This is a genomic window from Altibacter sp. HG106, from assembly GCF_028561755.1.
Classification (GTDB): Bacteria; Bacteroidota; Bacteroidia; order Flavobacteriales; family Flavobacteriaceae; genus DFVG01.
The window spans coordinates 40,783-57,056 of the sequence record NZ_JAQQTD010000009.1; the positions used below are offsets into that span (position 1 = coordinate 40,783).

At 43.0% G+C, this 16,274-nt stretch carries 17 protein-coding genes and 1 other RNA gene; 11 read left to right on the top strand and 7 right to left on the bottom strand.

The features are described from left to right. Position 1 precedes the first annotated feature (1 nt). From PO830_RS13855 to PO830_RS13900, 10 genes are all read left to right on the top strand, one after another. The gene (locus PO830_RS13855) at positions 2-1,621 is read left to right on the top strand and encodes a S8 family peptidase (protein WP_272854173.1); all 1,620 of its coding nucleotides are present in this window, start codon (positions 2-4) and stop codon (positions 1,619-1,621) included. 174 nt (positions 1,622-1,795) lie between these two features. After that, a complete protein-coding gene (pyrR, locus tag PO830_RS13860) occupies positions 1,796-2,335 on the top strand; it encodes a bifunctional pyr operon transcriptional regulator/uracil phosphoribosyltransferase PyrR (protein WP_272854174.1) in 540 nt (179 codons plus the stop codon). 6 nt (positions 2,336-2,341) lie between these two features. Continuing rightward, positions 2,342-3,286 (top strand): aspartate carbamoyltransferase catalytic subunit, encoded by a 945-nt coding sequence (locus PO830_RS13865; protein WP_272854175.1) that lies wholly within the window; start codon positions 2,342-2,344, stop codon positions 3,284-3,286. Continuing rightward, on the top strand, positions 3,273-3,608 hold the full coding sequence (locus PO830_RS13870; protein ID WP_272854176.1) for a ribonuclease Z: 336 nt from the start codon (positions 3,273-3,275) through the stop codon (positions 3,606-3,608). The genes PO830_RS13865 and PO830_RS13870 overlap by 14 nt, the downstream gene beginning before the upstream one ends. A gap of 10 nt (positions 3,609-3,618) precedes the next feature. Then, positions 3,619-4,524: a ribonuclease Z gene (locus tag PO830_RS13875; RefSeq protein WP_272854177.1), complete on the top strand. Its 906-nt coding sequence runs from the start codon at positions 3,619-3,621 to the stop codon at positions 4,522-4,524. 60 nt (positions 4,525-4,584) lie between these two features. Continuing rightward, complete coding sequence (gene pdxH, locus PO830_RS13880; protein ID WP_272854178.1) at positions 4,585-5,229, top strand: pyridoxamine 5'-phosphate oxidase; 645 nt, start codon at positions 4,585-4,587, stop codon at positions 5,227-5,229. Between the two features lie 9 nt (positions 5,230-5,238). After that, entirely contained in the window at positions 5,239-5,727 is a 489-nt protein-coding gene (locus PO830_RS13885; protein WP_272854179.1) for a SixA phosphatase family protein, read from the top strand. Continuing rightward, entirely contained in the window at positions 5,727-7,829 is a 2,103-nt protein-coding gene (gene ppk1 / locus PO830_RS13890) for a polyphosphate kinase 1 (protein WP_272854180.1), read from the top strand. The genes PO830_RS13885 and ppk1 overlap by 1 nt, the downstream gene beginning before the upstream one ends. Continuing rightward, positions 7,816-8,730, top strand: a complete 915-nt coding sequence (locus PO830_RS13895; protein WP_272854181.1) for a Ppx/GppA phosphatase family protein — start codon at positions 7,816-7,818, stop codon at positions 8,728-8,730. The genes ppk1 and PO830_RS13895 overlap by 14 nt, the downstream gene beginning before the upstream one ends. A gap of 105 nt (positions 8,731-8,835) precedes the next feature. Then, a complete protein-coding gene (locus PO830_RS13900; protein ID WP_272854182.1) occupies positions 8,836-10,038 on the top strand; it encodes a GAF domain-containing sensor histidine kinase in 1,203 nt (400 codons plus the stop codon). A gap of 6 nt (positions 10,039-10,044) precedes the next feature. On the opposite strand, the gene PO830_RS13905 is transcribed toward PO830_RS13900, so the two are convergent. The 3 genes from PO830_RS13905 to PO830_RS13915 are packed head-to-tail and all read right to left on the bottom strand — an operon-like array spanning position 10,045 to position 12,959. Further along, positions 10,045-10,566 (bottom strand): 5' nucleotidase, NT5C type, encoded by a 522-nt coding sequence (locus PO830_RS13905; RefSeq protein ID WP_272854183.1) that lies wholly within the window; start codon positions 10,564-10,566, stop codon positions 10,045-10,047. Next, positions 10,559-11,140 carry a tRNA-(ms[2]io[6]A)-hydroxylase gene (locus PO830_RS13910; RefSeq protein ID WP_272854207.1) on the bottom strand — a complete coding sequence of 194 codons (582 nt, stop codon included), beginning with the start codon at positions 11,138-11,140 and terminating at the stop codon, positions 10,559-10,561. Before PO830_RS13910 ends, PO830_RS13905 begins: the two co-directional genes overlap by 8 nt. A gap of 37 nt (positions 11,141-11,177) precedes the next feature. Then, positions 11,178-12,959, bottom strand: coding sequence for a DNA polymerase III subunit gamma/tau (locus tag PO830_RS13915; RefSeq protein ID WP_272854184.1), 1,782 nt, complete (start codon positions 12,957-12,959; stop codon positions 11,178-11,180). A gap of 89 nt (positions 12,960-13,048) precedes the next feature. Here PO830_RS13915 and rnpB point away from each other — a divergent pair. After that, positions 13,049-13,356: RNase P RNA component class A (gene rnpB / locus PO830_RS13920), an RNA gene on the top strand. A gap of 467 nt (positions 13,357-13,823) precedes the next feature. On the opposite strand, the gene PO830_RS13925 is transcribed toward rnpB, so the two are convergent. The 4 genes from PO830_RS13925 to PO830_RS13940 are packed head-to-tail and all read right to left on the bottom strand — an operon-like array spanning position 13,824 to position 16,176. Further along, on the bottom strand, positions 13,824-14,210 hold the full coding sequence (locus PO830_RS13925) for a hypothetical protein (RefSeq protein ID WP_272854185.1): 387 nt from the start codon (positions 14,208-14,210) through the stop codon (positions 13,824-13,826). Next, on the bottom strand, positions 14,176-14,751 hold the full coding sequence (locus tag PO830_RS13930; protein ID WP_272854186.1) for an RsmD family RNA methyltransferase: 576 nt from the start codon (positions 14,749-14,751) through the stop codon (positions 14,176-14,178). Before PO830_RS13930 ends, PO830_RS13925 begins: the two co-directional genes overlap by 35 nt. Further along, entirely contained in the window at positions 14,751-15,536 is a 786-nt protein-coding gene (locus PO830_RS13935) for a DUF3822 family protein (RefSeq protein WP_272854187.1), read from the bottom strand. Before PO830_RS13935 ends, PO830_RS13930 begins: the two co-directional genes overlap by 1 nt. Further along, a complete protein-coding gene (locus tag PO830_RS13940; protein WP_272854188.1) occupies positions 15,514-16,176 on the bottom strand; it encodes a hypothetical protein in 663 nt (220 codons plus the stop codon). The genes PO830_RS13935 and PO830_RS13940 overlap by 23 nt, the downstream gene beginning before the upstream one ends. Positions 16,177-16,274 lie beyond the last annotated feature (98 nt).

A 16,274-nucleotide genomic window follows, 5' to 3' on the forward strand; every position in this document is an offset into this window, starting at 1 on the left:
TATGAAAAAATTACTACTCGGATTGGTCATCGCCCTATTCTTACAGGAAGGAGCGGCACAGCAAGCAGCGTATGTACCGAATGAAGTATTGGTGCAATTTAACGAATCGTTTACTCCAACAACGCTTTCAGCAGCACTTGCTGCGGTCCCTATTGAAACTTCCAGATTGGTGTCACGTCCCATGAATATTTGGCTTTTAAAAGTTTCGCCATCGACCACTGAAAACGATGTAATACAACAACTTTACGCGATAGATCAAGTACGCGTCGCCCAAAAGAATCACAAGGTGACGTCTAGAGCTACCGAGCCGAACGATCCTTTGTTCGGCAATCAATGGCAATATAAGCAGGCAAGTGATGGAGACATCGATGCTGATGAGGCCTGGGATATCACCACCGGAGGAACCACTATGAACGGGGATGTTATCGTAGCGGCGCCCTTAGATGATGGGATTGAACTCACACATGAGGACTTTGGTGACAACTTATGGGTGAATGAGAATGAAATTCCGGGGAATGGCATAGATGACGACAACAATAATTATATCGATGACTATCAGGGTTGGAGTATTGTAACCAATAGCGATAATATTTCCGGGGGTAGTCACGGTACGCCTGTGGCCGGGATCATTGGCGCCAAAGGAAATAATGGTATTGGAGTAAGTGGTGTGAATTGGGACGTAAAACTCATGATCATAAAAAACAATTTTAATACGAACGAGGCCGCGGTGATTGAGGCGTATAGCTATGCCTTGGAAGCTAGAATGCGTTATAATGCCACCGACGGGGCCGAAGGAGCCTTTGTAGTGTCTACCAATGCCTCATGGGGAATTGACTTCGGAAATCCTGCGGATGCACCCCTATGGTGTGCTTTATATGACACCATGGGTGAGCATGGTATCCTAAGTTGTGGCGCCACCATTAACGGTAATTTCGACGTAGATGTGGTGGGCGATCTCCCTACGGCATGCCCCAGTGAATATTTGATCACAGTAACCAATATGGACATCAGCGACACCAAAGTGACGAACGCTGGATATGGCGCGGAAACCATTGATCTGGGAGCGCACGGTGCGGGCGCCTACAATACCCGAAATGGAAATAGCTATGGTGGATTTGGGGGTACTTCTGGCGCAACGCCACATGTTACCGGTGCGATTGCTTTACTGTACTCTGCACCCTGTCAGGATCTGGCAGACCTGGCGATGTCGGACCCGGCTCGTGCCGCTAGAATTGTACGTGATTTTATCTTTTCCGGAGTCGATCCGAATACGTCCTTAGAAGGCATTACCACCACAGAAGGTCGTTTAAACCTTCATAATTCGTTAGTAGACCTAATGAATAATTGCGAAAACCTATCGGTGGCTTCGGTAGAGGAAACGCTACCGTTTGTGGTGTATCCGAACCCAACAGAAGGTTCATTAACCATTGAACATACAGCCAACAAAAAGGTTACGGCAATTTCTATTTACAGCGTAGATGGAAGATTGGTACAAACCATTGATCGCGTTAGCTCGAATTCACTGGATATCGCTTCCTTGTCAAAAGGAGCGTACATCCTAAGGGTTCAGTTTGAAGATGTTCCTGAAACCCAGTACAACACTGTGATTATAAAAGAATAGCCACCTTATTTAAATTCTTAATAAAAAGCCATCGAAATGCTAGATTCGATGGCTTTTTACTGTGAGATCTATTAGTTTGGTGGACGCAACAGGAAGCGGTAAAAAGCGTTTCGAACGGCGGTTTTTCAAATAATTCCATTAAATTTGCTTTCTGAACAGTATTCAGACTTTCCTATGGGCCAAAAAGTGTTGTTAAACGCTACCGAAGTACACATTGCGCTTCACCGCCTGGCTTGTCAGCTTATCGAGAATCATCACGACTTTAAAGACACAGTATTGGTTGGAATCCAACCGCGCGGTGTATTTCTTGCGGAACGACTGGCACAATTGCTTCAGCAGGAATATCACATTGAAAACATTCGATTAGGATATCTGGATATCACCTTTTTTCGAGATGATTTCCGCCGTAGCCATAAGCCGCTTGAGGCCAACAAAACGCAAATTGATTTTGTGGTTGAAGACAAAAAGGTAGTTTTTATTGATGATGTGCTATACACGGGAAGAAGCATTCGAGCGGCGTTAACAGCTATACAGTCCTTTGGTCGCCCGGTTGAAATAGAGCTGCTTACCTTGATCGATCGACGGTTTAGCAGGAATCTTCCCATTCAACCCGATTATCGAGGTCGGCAAGTTGATGCCATCAATGAAGAAAAAGTAAAAGTCCACTGGAAAGAGAACGACGGAGAAGATGCCGTTTATTTAGTGAAGAGTTAACCAACTATGAAGGAATTAAGCGTACGTCATTTATTGGGGATTAAATACATCACGGAGGCCGATATTCAGTTGATTTTTGAAACAGCCGATCACTTCAAAGAGGTAATTAATCGCCCCATTAAAAAGGTGCCTTCCTTACGCGACATTACCATCGCCAATTTATTCTTTGAAAATAGCACGCGCACCCGACTCTCATTCGAGTTGGCAGAAAAGCGCCTGTCGGCCGATGTAGTTAATTTCTCAGCTGCGTCTTCTTCCGTAAAAAAAGGAGAGACCCTTATTGATACTGTTAATAACATTCTCTCCATGAAAGTAGACATGGTGGTCATGCGACATCCTAACCCGGGAGCCGGAGTCTTTCTTTCAAACCATATTGACGCCAGTATTGTGAATGCAGGAGATGGCGCACACGAACACCCCACTCAGGCGTTATTAGATTGTTTCTCGATTCGGGAACGCCTGGGCGATGTGGCAGGAAAAAAAGTGGTCATTGTAGGAGATATTCTGCATTCTAGAGTCGCATTGAGTAATATTTTCGCCTTACAAAAACTTGGAGCAGAGGTTAAAGTATGTGGTCCAAAAACACTTATTCCCAAGCATATAGAAAAATTAGGTGTTACAGTGACGACTGATTTAGTCAGCGCATTAGCGTGGTGCGATGTGGCCAACATGCTACGCATTCAAAATGAGCGCTTAGACATTAGTTATTTTCCGTCAACAAGAGAGTACACCCAACAGTTTGGGGTCAATAAAGCCCTGTTAGACCGTTTGGATAAAGAAATTGTGATCATGCATCCGGGTCCCATAAATCGCGGTGTAGAAATTACCAGCGACGTGGCCGACAGCGATCAGGCTATCATTTTAGATCAGGTACAGAATGGCGTGGCCATAAGGATGGCGGTATTGTATTTATTAGCTTCAAAAATTGAACGAACCCATGAAGATCGATAATCATGAAACCTATGTAGTATTGGCAGACGAGAAAGGGGATGTAGCCGATTTCGCCTCTTTTTTGGAATATCAGATTCCAAATAAATTTAAAGGTCAGAATGTCATCATTGATCTACAGGACTTTACATCCTTAGAACTTCCCCAACTCTTACTTTTTCTCAAAACATCAAACTTGCATAGAAAAACCAAACAATCGTTTGTGATTGTAAACAACGCCATCAATCCAGAGGTCATCCCTATGGAGATGATCGTCGTCCCGACGCTCCAGGAGGGGGTAGACGTCATTGAAATGGAGGCGATCGAACGGGATCTGGGCTTTTAATTCAAAGCGTTTGAACTTGACAATCTTAGGCTGCCATTCGGCCACGCCCAAAGCTACAGCATTTCCCACCGCACAGGTTCTGGAAATGAGAGGACATGTTTTTTTAATTGATTGCGGAGAAGGGGCACAAATGCAGTTACGACGAACTAAGGTAAAATTCGCCAGAATCAAACATATCTTTATATCTCACCTGCACGGAGATCATTTTTTTGGGCTCATCGGACTCATTTCTACCTTTCGATTGTTGGGCCGTGAGGCAGAAATGCATATTTACGGACCAAAAGGCATTCAGAAAATCATTCAACTACAGCTTCGCTTAAGCGCCTCTCACATTAATTATCCGCTATATTTTCACGAATTAGAATCTTCGGAACCACAAACCTTATTTGAGGATGAAAAAGTGATCGTGCGGTCGTTTCCGTTATCACACCGGGTGTACACCAACGGTTTTCACTTTCAGGAGAAGCCGGGAGAGCGTAAACTGAACCATCCTAAAGCCGTCCAGGCCAATATCCATCATAGTTTGTTTTCAAAATTAAAACAGGGATTTGATGTGGTTAATGAAGACGGCCTAACCATTGCCAATTCTACGGTTACGGAAGATCCTGAAACGCCCTTCTCATATGCGTACTGTAGCGACACCGAATATTACCCGGAAGTAGTACCTCATATCAAAGGGAGCACCGCCTTGTATCACGAAGCTACGTTTTTAGACGAACACGCCGGACTGGCTGAAAAAACAAAGCACAGTACCGCCAAAGAGGCCGCCGTTATCGCGAAAAAGGCTTCCGTGGGAACCTTGATCCTGGGGCATTATTCAGGCAGGTATCGAAACCTGGAACTCTTTAGGGAAGAAGCGATGGAAATCTTTCCGAATACCAAATTGGCAGAAGATGGAAAAACCTTCCAATTTTAACCTACATTTAATCCTTCGGAACTTTAATAAAAATCGTAAAACCCGTACCTTGTATGCCCTATGGCGAAAAAACTACACTCCTATCGGGCTTCGTACGAGAAAGGAGCCTTAACGAAGTCGGTTGTAGCCGAAAATCCCTTTCAGCAATTCAAACAGTGGTTTGAGGCCGCCGAAGCCTCTGAAACCATACACGAGATCAATGCGATGACGCTTTCTACTGTCGATGCGACTGGAGCGCCTCGGGGTCGTGTGGTTTTGCTGAAGGAATATTCGCAAGCGGGTTTTGTGTTCTATACCAACTACAGTAGCGAGAAAGGGACCGCCATAGCAGTCAATCCCGCGGTAAGCCTCTCTTTTTTCTGGCCCGCTTTAGAGCAACAGATTATTATCAAAGGAACGGCACAAAAAGTACCCACAGCACAATCGGAGGCGTATTTTAAAGAACGCCCTAGAAAGAGTCAGTTAGGAGCCTTGGTGTCCAATCAAAGCACTGTTATCGAAAGCAGACAAGCCTTAGAAGACGCCATGGAAGCGCTGGAAAAAAAATATGAAGGAAAGGAGGTCCCAAAACCCGAGCAATGGGGAGGATATCTTGTGACCCCTTCAGAATTTGAATTTTGGCAAGGCCGAAGAAGTCGATTGCACGATAGAATTGTCTATCGAATGCAGGAAGATCATTGGGTACTACAACGTTTACAACCTTAAGAAGTTACTATGAAAACGCTCTATTTAGTTCGACATGCCAAGTCGTCTTGGAAATACGATGTGTCAGACCATCAACGCCCCCTGAAGAAACGGGGATACAATGATGCAACGCTCGTCTCAGAAAAAGTAGCCGCCACCATGGACGCTCCCGAAAAAATAATCACTAGCGATGCGAATCGGGCCAGAACGACGGCAGAATATTTCAAGAAAGCCTTCCGGATAAAGGACGTAGATTACAAGGAAACACATGATCTGTATGATTTCAGCGGACAAGAAGTGATGCGTGTGGTCAATAGTTTACCAGATGAGATACATTGCGCCATGATCGTGGGGCACAATCACGCGTTTACATCATTGGTGAATATGTTGGGGAATGAATACATTGACAATTTGCCTACAAGCGGTTTTGTCGCGATTGAATTTCAAGAATCGCATTGGGCGGATATTAACACTGGAACGACGAAAACCATGATTTTTCCACGACATTTGAAAAAATAATGCACGATACTTCAGCACAAACCACCGTAAAAAACACCTATTTGAACCGCGAATTAAGCTGGCTTCAATTTAATGCTCGCGTGTTGCAAGAAGCCGGGGATAAGTCGGTGCCGCTCATCGACCGACTCCGTTTCGTTGGGATTTTTTCCAATAATTTGGATGAATTCTTCAAGGTGCGATACGCTACGATCAAACGTATTGTGGAGGCCGGTAAAGGAGGGCGAAGTGCCCTAGGTGGAATTTCCGCTTCCGATCTACTCGAAGAGATCACTCAGACGGTTATCGAGCAGCAAGCGACAAGTCTCAACATCTTACGCGGAATCAAAAAAGAACTTCAAAAGGAGCGCATCTTTATTATTGATGAAACGGAGATTTCAGAATCGCAGAGTAAATTCATTTCAGAATATTTCATTCAGAAAGTAAGTCCGGCCCTGGTGACCATCATGATTGGTGAATTGGAAAGTTTTCCGAATCTGAAAGACAGCGCCGCCTACCTCGTGGTGAAACTGATCATGAAGCAGGAAGATGAAACCTTTCAGAAGCAAACCAATTACGCGCTCATCGAAATACCGCGCTCTATCGAGCGCTTTGTGGTACTCCCTATGGAAGGAGACAAGCAATACATCATTATCTTAGACGACCTGATACGCCATTGTTTAGGAAACATTTTCAGCATTTTTAAATACGAGACCATCACGGCACATATGATCAAAATTACCCGTGATGCCGAGTTGGATATTGACAGCGATCTTAGCCGAAGTTTTCTGGAAAAGATATCGAAGAGCGTGAAACGAAGGAGTTCCGGAGACCCGGTACGCTTTGTGTATGACAAAAGTATCGATGCAGAAACCCTTCAGTTTTTATTAGATACGATGGGCATTGATAGCACCGACAGTATTATTCCGGGAGGGCGCTACCACAACCGCCGTGACTACATGAAATTCCCGAGCCTGGGAAGGGCCGATTTGATGTATCAATCGATTACGCCACTGCGTATTCCCGGTTTGAGTTTGGAAGGAAGTTTACTCGATAGCATCGCTAAAAAGGATTACTTGCTGTACGCGCCCTATCAGACCTTTTCGTATGTCGTCAAGTTTCTGCGGGAAGCAGCGTTAGACCCTAACGTGAAATCGATTAAAATCACCATCTACCGATTGGCGCAGGTAAGCCATATTTCCAGTTCTTTAATCAATGCCGTAAAAAATGGTAAAGATGTAACCGTTCAAATAGAATTGCGCGCGCGCTTCGATGAGGCAGCTAATATTCGCTACGCCGAACAAATGCAGAGTGAAGGGGTGAAACTTATCTTTGGAGTGTCTGGGCTGAAAGTGCATTGTAAGGCCTGCGTGATCGAGCGTCTTGAAAATAAGAAGGTGCAGCGCTATGCTTTTGTAAGTACCGGTAACTTCAATGAGTCTACCGCACGAATCTATACCGATTACACGCTGTTCACCGCGAATGCGAAGATCTGTAAAGAGATTAATAAAGTGTTTGATTTCTTTGAAGTGAACTATCAGATCAAAAAGTACCGCCATTTGATTGTTTCTCCTCATTACACCAGAAATGCGTTCACCAATTTGATCGAAAAGGAAATAGAAAATCATAAAAAAGGCTTGCCTAGCGGAATCCGTATCAAGCTCAATAGCTTGTCTGATTTCAAAATGATTGATGCTTTATATGCCGCCAGTCGTGCCGGCGTTCAAATTCGCTTGATCGTTCGAGGTATTTGTTGCCTGATTCCGGGCGTGGAAGGCATGAGTGAAAACATTGAGGTAATAAGCGTGGTCGATAAATTTTTGGAGCATCCACGTTTGTATATCTTTGAAAACGGGGGGAATGCAAAAATGTATATTTCTTCCGCAGACCTCATGTCACGAAATTTAGACAATAGGGTAGAAATATCATGTCCTATTTATGATGAAGATATCAAACAAGAACTAGAAGATACGTTTGAAATCAGTTGGAGCGATAATGTAAAGGCCAGACGCATTTCTGAATCGCAAGACAACGCATATCGCAAAACAAAGGGAGCGAAAGTGCGCTCGCAATTTAAATTGTACGAATACTACCAACAAAAAAGAAATCAGGTTGTTACGAATTGAAAAATACGCCGCTATTGATATTGGCTCCAATGCCATCCGACTGCTAATTGCAACGGTACTGGAGAAGGAGGGACGTGAAACACAGTTCAAGAAAACCTCTTTGGTACGCGTCCCCATTCGGTTGGGAGCCGATGTGTTTCTGAAAGAAAAGATCTCCAATCGCAGTTATGAACGTATGGTAGAGGCGATGACCGCATTTTCCTTATTAATGAAGAATCACGATGTGGTAAAATGTCGCGCCTGCGCAACGTCGGCCATGCGAGAAGCTAAGAATGGCGCTGAAATTGCTGAGAATATTAGAAAAGAAACCGGTATTCACATCAATATTATAGACGGGAAAGATGAAGCCGCCATTATTGCCTCTACCGATCTGCACGAACTAATTGACAACGATAAGGTGTTTCTATATGTTGACGTAGGCGGAGGAAGTACCGAATTCACGGTATTCGCCAATGGGAAATCGGTTGCCTCCAGGTCGTTTAAGCTGGGAACCGTACGCGTTCTGAATGATATGGTTAGGGAATCCATCTGGGAAGAAGTAAAAGATTGGATCAAAAAGCACACAAAACGATACGATAAAGTGAATTGTATTGGATCCGGCGGAAATATTAACAGTATCTATAAAAGCAGCGGTAAGAAAATTGGAAAACCGCTAAGCTATTTTTATTTGGTGGATTACTACGAAAAAATCAAAAACTACACTTATCACGAGCGGATCTTTGAGCTTCAGATGAACCCAGATCGAGCAGACGTGATTATTCCGGCCACAAGAATTTATCTCTCTGCGATGAAATGGAGCAAATCCAAGAATATTTACGTACCTAAAATCGGACTCGCAGACGGCATTGTAAAGAGTTTATACAATGAAAAAGACGCGGAGGACCTAGAAGTCTACGAGTAAATTATCCCGTCATGTAGCGCAACATTACTTGCATTTACGGCAATAATTGACGCTATTGGGTAGTAATAATTATGTATTTTTAACCTTCGAACCTGTAATTCATTCATGATCGTAGCAACTATACCTAACAATGAGTCTGAACGCCTGCAAGCTGTGCAACGCCTTCAGATACTAGATTCACTTCCAGAAGAAGAGTATGATAGTATTACGCGTTTGGCTTCCTATATTTGCCATGTTCCGGTTTCCTTAATTACTTTAATTGAAAAAGATCGACAGTGGTTTAAATCGAAAGTGGGTACCGATATTTGCGAAACCGATCGCGATAGTTCCTTTTGCTCGCATGCCATTTTAAATCCGAATCAGCCGTTAGTGGTCAATGATGTTTCTAAGGACGAACGTTTCATAGATAATCCCTTGACGATGGGTGAAAATGGTGTTTCTTTTTACGCCGGAGTTCCGTTGCGCGACGCCTTCGGAAATGCGTTAGGGTCATTGTGCGTGCTCGATACCAAACCCAACCAACTTTCCGAAGAACAACTCAAGGCACTTCAACAGCTGGCGGCGCAAGTAGAATATTTGTTTCAGTTGCGGCTTCAGAATCAAGAACTCATGAGCTTAAAAGACACCTTGTCGGTTCATAACAATCTACTTAAGGACTTTGCCAGTACGGTTTCTCATGACATGAAAATGCCATTATCTAATATTATTTTGACCTCTGACATTCTTCGGAAGGAATACGATAACGTGCTGGATGAACGCGGAATAAATTACTTGGGCTATCTTAAAAAATCGGCCTTGTCGCTTAGTGACTATATCGGAAACATCTTAGATCATTACGAAAGTACCGCCTACCAACGTGATGATGCGGAAGCATTCGAGTTGAATGTGTTACTGGAGGACATCGTAGAATTATTACAGATCAAGTACGATTGTGAAGTACACCTACCGGAGCGCCATTTGGATGTTAAATGCAATCGATCTGCCCTAGAGCAAATCTTCTTGAATTTGATCGCCAATAGTATCAAGTACAATGATAAGAAGCGGATTATCATTGAAATTGAAGCTTCAGAAGATGATCAACAATACTCATTTTCGGTGTCTGATAACGGAATGGGGATCGAAGAAAACATGCTTCACAGTATTTTTGATTTGTTCAGCACCGTGGGCCATTTGGATAGAGAAGGGCAGAAGGGCCATGGTATTGGACTCTCAACGGTAAAGAAATTGATTGAGACCTTGGAGGGCACTATAGAAGCTACCTCTACTGTAGGTAAAGGGACCACCTTTCACTTTACCATTGCCAAGTAAATTATCTTATAACAGTTTTTCGGCTATTTCCAACCAATTAGCAACGCGTTCATGCCCATGGTCTGTGGAATTGGCATTATGAGGCTGTGTGAAAAGATAGGTTTTTCCGGAAAAAGTATCGAGATTTTTGAAGTGATCATCAATTAGAATATCACCTTGTATCACCGACTTATCCCCGCAGAACACGCGGCGTTTCCAATGAATAAAAGGGAAGTGAGTGTCTAACCAGCGGTATTTTTCTGGCAAGCTGTTAGGAAACTCCATTGCCGCCGTAACGATAAACAGTTCATACGCATGGGTGAGTTGCCGCATTATTTCAACAGCGTTTTCCATGACCGGCATGGACTCAAAAAAGTATTTTTGATAGACGTGTTTTTTTCCGTTAGGAAACGCTTGAACTTCATCAACTCCTATTACATCCTCTCGTCTGTATTGTATTCCGGTGGCCCGGAATTCCCACGCCATGAATTGTGCGTACACATCGGCCATAACGCCATCCATATCCACCAATAATCGTTTTTTATCCATGGATGGTTTCTTCTTTTCCAAGATCTTTCATGATCTCGGCTTCAAACGCTAGTAAGTTTTGCCACTTGTTATCCACTTCTTCGCGATTGCCATAGGTTCTAGCAAATCGAAGAAACATGGTGTAATGATTGGCCTCGCTTATCATCAATTTACGGTAAAAGGTGGCTAGTTTCTTATCTTCCAACTCCTCACTTAACAACCGAAATCGCTCACAGCTTCGCGCTTCTATGAGTGCCGCATATAGTAATCGATGTATCAATTGATCGGTTCGGCTGCCTCCTTTTGGGAAAAACTTCATCAGCTGATTGACATATTTGTCTTTACGTTCTCTTCCCAAATGCCCCCCTCGTTCCAAAATGAGGTCGTGAACCATCTTAAAATGGCTCATCTCTTCCTGAGCCAACAGCGTCATTTCAGCGACCAATTCATTGCGTTCGGGATACCCAATTATAAGGGAAATAGCGGTAGATGCTGCCTTTTGCTCGCAATAGGCATGATCGGTTAGAATCTCATCTACATTCATCTCAACAATATTGACCCAACGAGGATCGGTAGGAAGTTTGAGCCCTAGCATTTTTATAGCATCTTGTTCTGAAGACATAAAGGCGAATTTAAATATCTAAGTCGAATGTCTTTCGTAACAACTCGACTGATGGATTTTTTTCTTTAAGTTTTTCAAATTTTTCACGAGTAGTATAGGCGTACCTTTTGGTTTCGGCCTCATTAACCTCAATCGAAAGGTCTACCTCATAATTATTCAATTTCTTCCGCAGGAACGCCAATAAATCGTGTTTCGCACGTTCTACCTCTACTTTGATGGTGTCATTTGGAAACACCAAGTGTATGAGCGTATTCTCTAATTTGGGAACACCCATGGTAAGGTGAGACAATAAATTATATTGCCCGGAGGCTTCCACTGAAGTAGCGTAAGCCGCCCATGCCGCCTGCATTTCCTTTTCGGTAAAAGGATCTGCCGGGAGGTCCCCAGGATTCGGTTCATTTGCTACCCGCTCTTTTTTGAGCTGTTGCTTTTTCTGAATGCTTCGAAGGGATAGGGCCGACACCTTTTTAGCGTTTCGTTCGGCAAGTATCTGAGGCTTTTCGATAACCTTCTCTTTGGCTTCGGAAGGCTTTGTAGGCGCTAGGTTGCTTTCTGGAGTTGTAGTAGCTGCGTTTTCGGCAACCCCAGTAGCAGGAGCTTCTGCACTTTTTGAAGTAGGAGTTGCTACTTTGATTTTCTCAGTTTCTGAATCGACAGGCACGGCGCTTTCTCTTCCTTTAAAGGCTGAGGCAGGAATTACATAGCGGGATTTAGACTTTTTTTTTTCGGCTTCCGTTGCGGTCAACGAAGCTAATTGTAATAAGCAGAGTTCTACGAGCAGTCGTGGATTTCGAGCCGATCGATATTGGAGGTCGGTCGTGTTGGCCAATTCAATCGCTTGAAGCAAGAAGCCGGGTGTAACGGCTTGTGATTGCTCGCGATACATTTCCTTAACTTGTTCCCCAACCTCTAGCAAGTCAATAGTTTCTTGATTTTGACACACCATAAGATCTCTAAAATGGGAGGCTAGACCCATGATAAAATGATGCCCATCAAAGCCCTTCGCCAGAATATCATTGAAGGCCAGTAATACTTCAGGAATATTGTTCTGAAGAAGCACGTCGGTAATTTGGAAGTAATAGGTATAATCTAAGACATTCAGGTTCTCGGTAACCGCTTCTCGAGTCAAAGAGTTACCGGCGAAACTCACCACTCTATCAAAGATAGATAAGGCATCTCGCAAGGCACCATCAGCTTTTTGCGCGATCACATGAAGCGCATCATCTTCGGCGGTAATACCTTCAGCTTTAGCAACGGTAGCCAAATGTTCTTTGATGTCTTGCACTGTAATTCTTCGGAAATCAAAAATCTGACAACGCGAGAGAATGGTAGGGATGATCTTGTGTTTTTCGGTGGTTGCCAGGATGAAAATGGCATGCTTGGGAGGCTCCTCTAGTGTCTTTAGGAACGCATTAAAGGCAGCGGAAGACAACATGTGTACCTCGTCGATGATATACACTTTGTATTGTCCCATTTGCGGAGGAATACGCACCTGATCTATGAGATTGCGAATATCATCCACAGAATTATTCGAAGCCGCGTCTAATTCAAAAATATTGAAGGCAAAATCCTCATCCTCGTTAGAATCCGTGCCGTCCTGATTGATTTTCTTTGCCAAGATACGGGCGCAGGTGGTTTTACCGACCCCTCTTGGACCGGTAAATAGTAATGCCTGTGCCAAATGATTATTGGCGATAGCATTATCCAGCGTATTGGTAATGGCCTGTTGACCAACCACGTCTTGAAAACGGGTGGGACGGTATTTACGGGCTGATACGATAAAGTGCTCCATGCGAATTACAAATATAGAAAAGCAGGGTGCGCTTCGGAAAAAATACAGGCGTCTATTTTACGGTATTTATCAACATTGCGTACTTTTACCGCGCAGGCCGCCTTATCGATCCGCTTAGGCGGGTAGGAAAGTCCGGACACCATAGGGAAGCATAGCGGCTAACAGCCGTCCTCTTTGAAAGAAGAGCGGACCAGTGCAACAGAAAGAATGTACGGGTAATGCCGTAGTGAAATCAGGTAAACTCTATGCGGTGAAATGCCACGTAAACCCACGCTTAAGAGTTCCCGCTCGAGTGGGAGGGTGGGCAGCTAGAGCATGTAAGTAATTGCATGTCCAGATAAATGATAGGGCTTTCAGAAATGAAAGACAGAATCCGGCTTACAGGCCTGCATTTTCTTTATAGTTCTGAATTTTCTTTCCAACCCATTGCTTGCACTTTTTCATCGACATAAAGACTTCGAAATTTCCCTTATAAAACATTTTCTCGAAGCAAGCCGTATCGTAAGAAGTTTGCGAATGACATACGGTAGCGAGGCACACTAAGTTTGGCATAATGTCCGATCTGAAAAAACAAGTAGGATTGATGGTATAGTCGTTTTTACGATTGGCGATAGAGGCGAAGGGTTTGTTTCCTGAATAGAAGGCTTTGAAATGTGCTATTACTTCATCTAGATGTTTTATATCGAAAAAAACACCTTCATGGATGGTCGAAATTACATAGTCTTCATAAAAGTGTAGTGTAATAAAATCTAACTCTTCAATGTGTAGTTCTTTCGATGCCAAAACGCGGGATGTACAAGTTGGTATCTTAAATGTACTTAAAATGTACGATACCCCAAATACTATTGGCTAATTTTAAGCATACTAGACAGAACCTTGCAGTAGTTGAAGCGACCATTCTTTCGCGTTATCCAAATCATTGAATACTTCAAAAGGTTTTTTGTAAAAATTTTCTTCAAAGGCCGCTGTTTGTTCAGAAGCTTCTGAATAGCATACTACGGCAATCCCCTGTAATTTCTCGTATTTTGAAACTTCAAGATAACAGGTCGGATTTACGGTATAGTCATGTTTTCGATCAGCAATGATGACAAATTCTTGATCTGGATAGTAAGCATCAAACAATTGTTCTAAAATGGTTAATTGTGGGATATCAAATAGCACCCCTTCTTTGATGGTCGAAATTAAATAGTTTGGGTATATGGAAAGAGTAATAAAGTCAAGCTGAATGGTTTTGGGAGGTTTGGTTGTCATGAGTTTTGTTAGTGAAAAAGCTAAACACAGATCCACCGTACTTTCGCTGTTCTTGGAAGTCAGCTATTTGACTCAAATCTGTGTGTTTACTATGTTCAATGATAAGAAACCCTGACGCTTTCAGCAAGTTATTTTCCTTAATTTTGTTCGCGATCTCTGCACATTCCTGAGCCTCAAACTGGTAAGGCGGATCGGCAAAAATGAGATCATAGGGGGTCGTTTCTCGATCTAGAAAAGAAAAAACATCCGATTTTACGGTAGTAATGGGGAAGTTAAATTCGGTTGCGATTTTATCAATAAATTGCACACATCCATAATGACTATCAACCGCCTTGATACTGGGCACTCCCCGGGATGCAAATTCGAAACTGATATTCCCGGTTCCCGCGAACAGCTCGAGAACACGCAAGGTGTGAAAATCAAATCGATTGCGAAGAATATTGAACAATCCTTCTTTTGCAAAATCGGTTGTGGGTCGAACCGGTAGCTGCTTTGGTGCCAGTAGTCTTCTTCCTTTATGAGTACCTGAAATAATGCGCATTAGGCGATGGTATGAGCTAATTGATAGGTGGCCATAGATCGGATTGAAATATTGCGTATAAACGCATAGGCCAGCGCATAGCGCTCGTCGGTCTCATCTATGTCTGCAATGATTTCAATAGGAACCGAATCAGGATTAAGGGACAATTGTTCCATCGCAAATAGTAGGTAATACAGGAAATCTTCAGGTGTCTGGTACGTATATGTATTGCACAATTGTAATGCGCCTTGTTGAAACACCAACATATCGAAGGAAGCTGGCATTAGTTTCACAATCACCTTAGCACCCGAATCATGTCGTTCTTCCTTGACACATTGCGTTAGTACTACGGTAATTCCGTGGTAATAACTGAAACTTCCAAACTTCTCGAAGAAATGATTGTTGACATTGATGTAAGGAACATACACGACCACACTTTCATGTATCGAGACTTCGTCCACCGCAATATAGTCGTTGGGTAAGATTTTCGCATTGAATTTTAAATATTCGCTCGCCTTTTCTCGATCAAAAAGCGCTTTAGGAATCAGCGTGTACAAGGGTGTATTATATATTAACACCACATTTTCGAAAGGCTCTTGAAGCGCTTCTTGTTTCCGAAAATAGTGTTGAATGGTTTCCAAAACCTCTTCTGGTGAGCGTGTTCCATCAAAAGACTCTTCTGCAGAAAACAAAAGTGTACGCGTCGCGATATCTTCTACAAAAAAAGAAAGTCCGGTCAAAGAAATTTGAACGGACAGTCGTTTATAAGATGTGGTAGTATGCTTATTGTTCGTTTGCAGAGTCATACACTTTCGGCCAGTTTCCACTTGTATCGATCTCATCCATAGATCCTACTTTAATAGCGGTTCCATTTACACCATCCACTGAATTCACTTGTTTCTCCTGAGCTAGAAGCGTCTTGTCAAGGTCGTATAGAATGACGTCCTTATCTACTTTGGCCTCAAAAACAGAATAGGCTGTTCCGTTTTTCATTAATGTTCCTGCTTTCAGTTGGAATTGTTCATCGACTCCCTGAACAGGAATGTTCATCATGCTTTTGTATCGGTCTGTCCCACCATACAAAGAATCTCTAACCGGAGTAAAGCCTAAGGTATCTAAAATGATCTCCTCAATATAGTACCCCTCATCAATACCATATGCCTTGTTTTTCTCAACATCGGCGTAACTCGTATCTCTTCGTTGTGTGATGGCAAATTGAGCCGTATCAATAAAACGAACTAAACTGTCAAAACTACCCGTGAATTTTCCTGTAATTTCCTGATGTGCCAATTCAGCCTTACGAATGTCTTTTAGGTTCTTGATAACCGCTTGATAGCGTGCCTCTTTCACCTTATTGAATTGTACAGGCCCCGTAATGGAGTCATATAATTTATATCCTAGGAAAAGAATAACAACCCAAAGCACTATTTGAATTACAAGTTTCATTGTTTGAAAGTTTGATTAAATACTATACGATTACGTCTAGAGCAAATCTACAATTTTTTTTGGTTCGTAAAAGTAATATCCCTAAAAATCATGCCTAC

Coding starts and splice junctions, on each gene's coding strand:
- PO830_RS13865 (WP_272854175.1), top strand. CDS start 2,342: ATGAAGGAATTAAGCGTACGTCATTTATTGGGGATTAAATACATCACG.
- pdxH (WP_272854178.1), top strand. CDS start 4,585: ATGGCGAAAAAACTACACTCCTATCGGGCTTCGTACGAGAAAGGAGCC.
- PO830_RS13930 (WP_272854186.1), bottom strand. CDS start 14,751: ATGCGCATTATTTCAGGTACTCATAAAGGAAGAAGACTACTGGCACCA.
- PO830_RS13855 (WP_272854173.1), top strand. CDS start 2: ATGAAAAAATTACTACTCGGATTGGTCATCGCCCTATTCTTACAGGAA.
- PO830_RS13925 (WP_272854185.1), bottom strand. CDS start 14,210: ATGACAACCAAACCTCCCAAAACCATTCAGCTTGACTTTATTACTCTT.
- PO830_RS13915 (WP_272854184.1), bottom strand. CDS start 12,959: ATGGAGCACTTTATCGTATCAGCCCGTAAATACCGTCCCACCCGTTTT.
- PO830_RS13900 (WP_272854182.1), top strand. CDS start 8,836: ATGATCGTAGCAACTATACCTAACAATGAGTCTGAACGCCTGCAAGCT.
- PO830_RS13885 (WP_272854179.1), top strand. CDS start 5,239: ATGAAAACGCTCTATTTAGTTCGACATGCCAAGTCGTCTTGGAAATAC.
- ppk1 (WP_272854180.1), top strand. CDS start 5,727: ATGCACGATACTTCAGCACAAACCACCGTAAAAAACACCTATTTGAAC.
- PO830_RS13935 (WP_272854187.1), bottom strand. CDS start 15,536: ATGACTCTGCAAACGAACAATAAGCATACTACCACATCTTATAAACGA.
- PO830_RS13910 (WP_272854207.1), bottom strand. CDS start 11,140: ATGCTAGGGCTCAAACTTCCTACCGATCCTCGTTGGGTCAATATTGTT.
- PO830_RS13870 (WP_272854176.1), top strand. CDS start 3,273: ATGAAGATCGATAATCATGAAACCTATGTAGTATTGGCAGACGAGAAA.
- PO830_RS13940 (WP_272854188.1), bottom strand. CDS start 16,176: ATGAAACTTGTAATTCAAATAGTGCTTTGGGTTGTTATTCTTTTCCTA.
- PO830_RS13905 (WP_272854183.1), bottom strand. CDS start 10,566: ATGGATAAAAAACGATTATTGGTGGATATGGATGGCGTTATGGCCGAT.
- pyrR (WP_272854174.1), top strand. CDS start 1,796: ATGGGCCAAAAAGTGTTGTTAAACGCTACCGAAGTACACATTGCGCTT.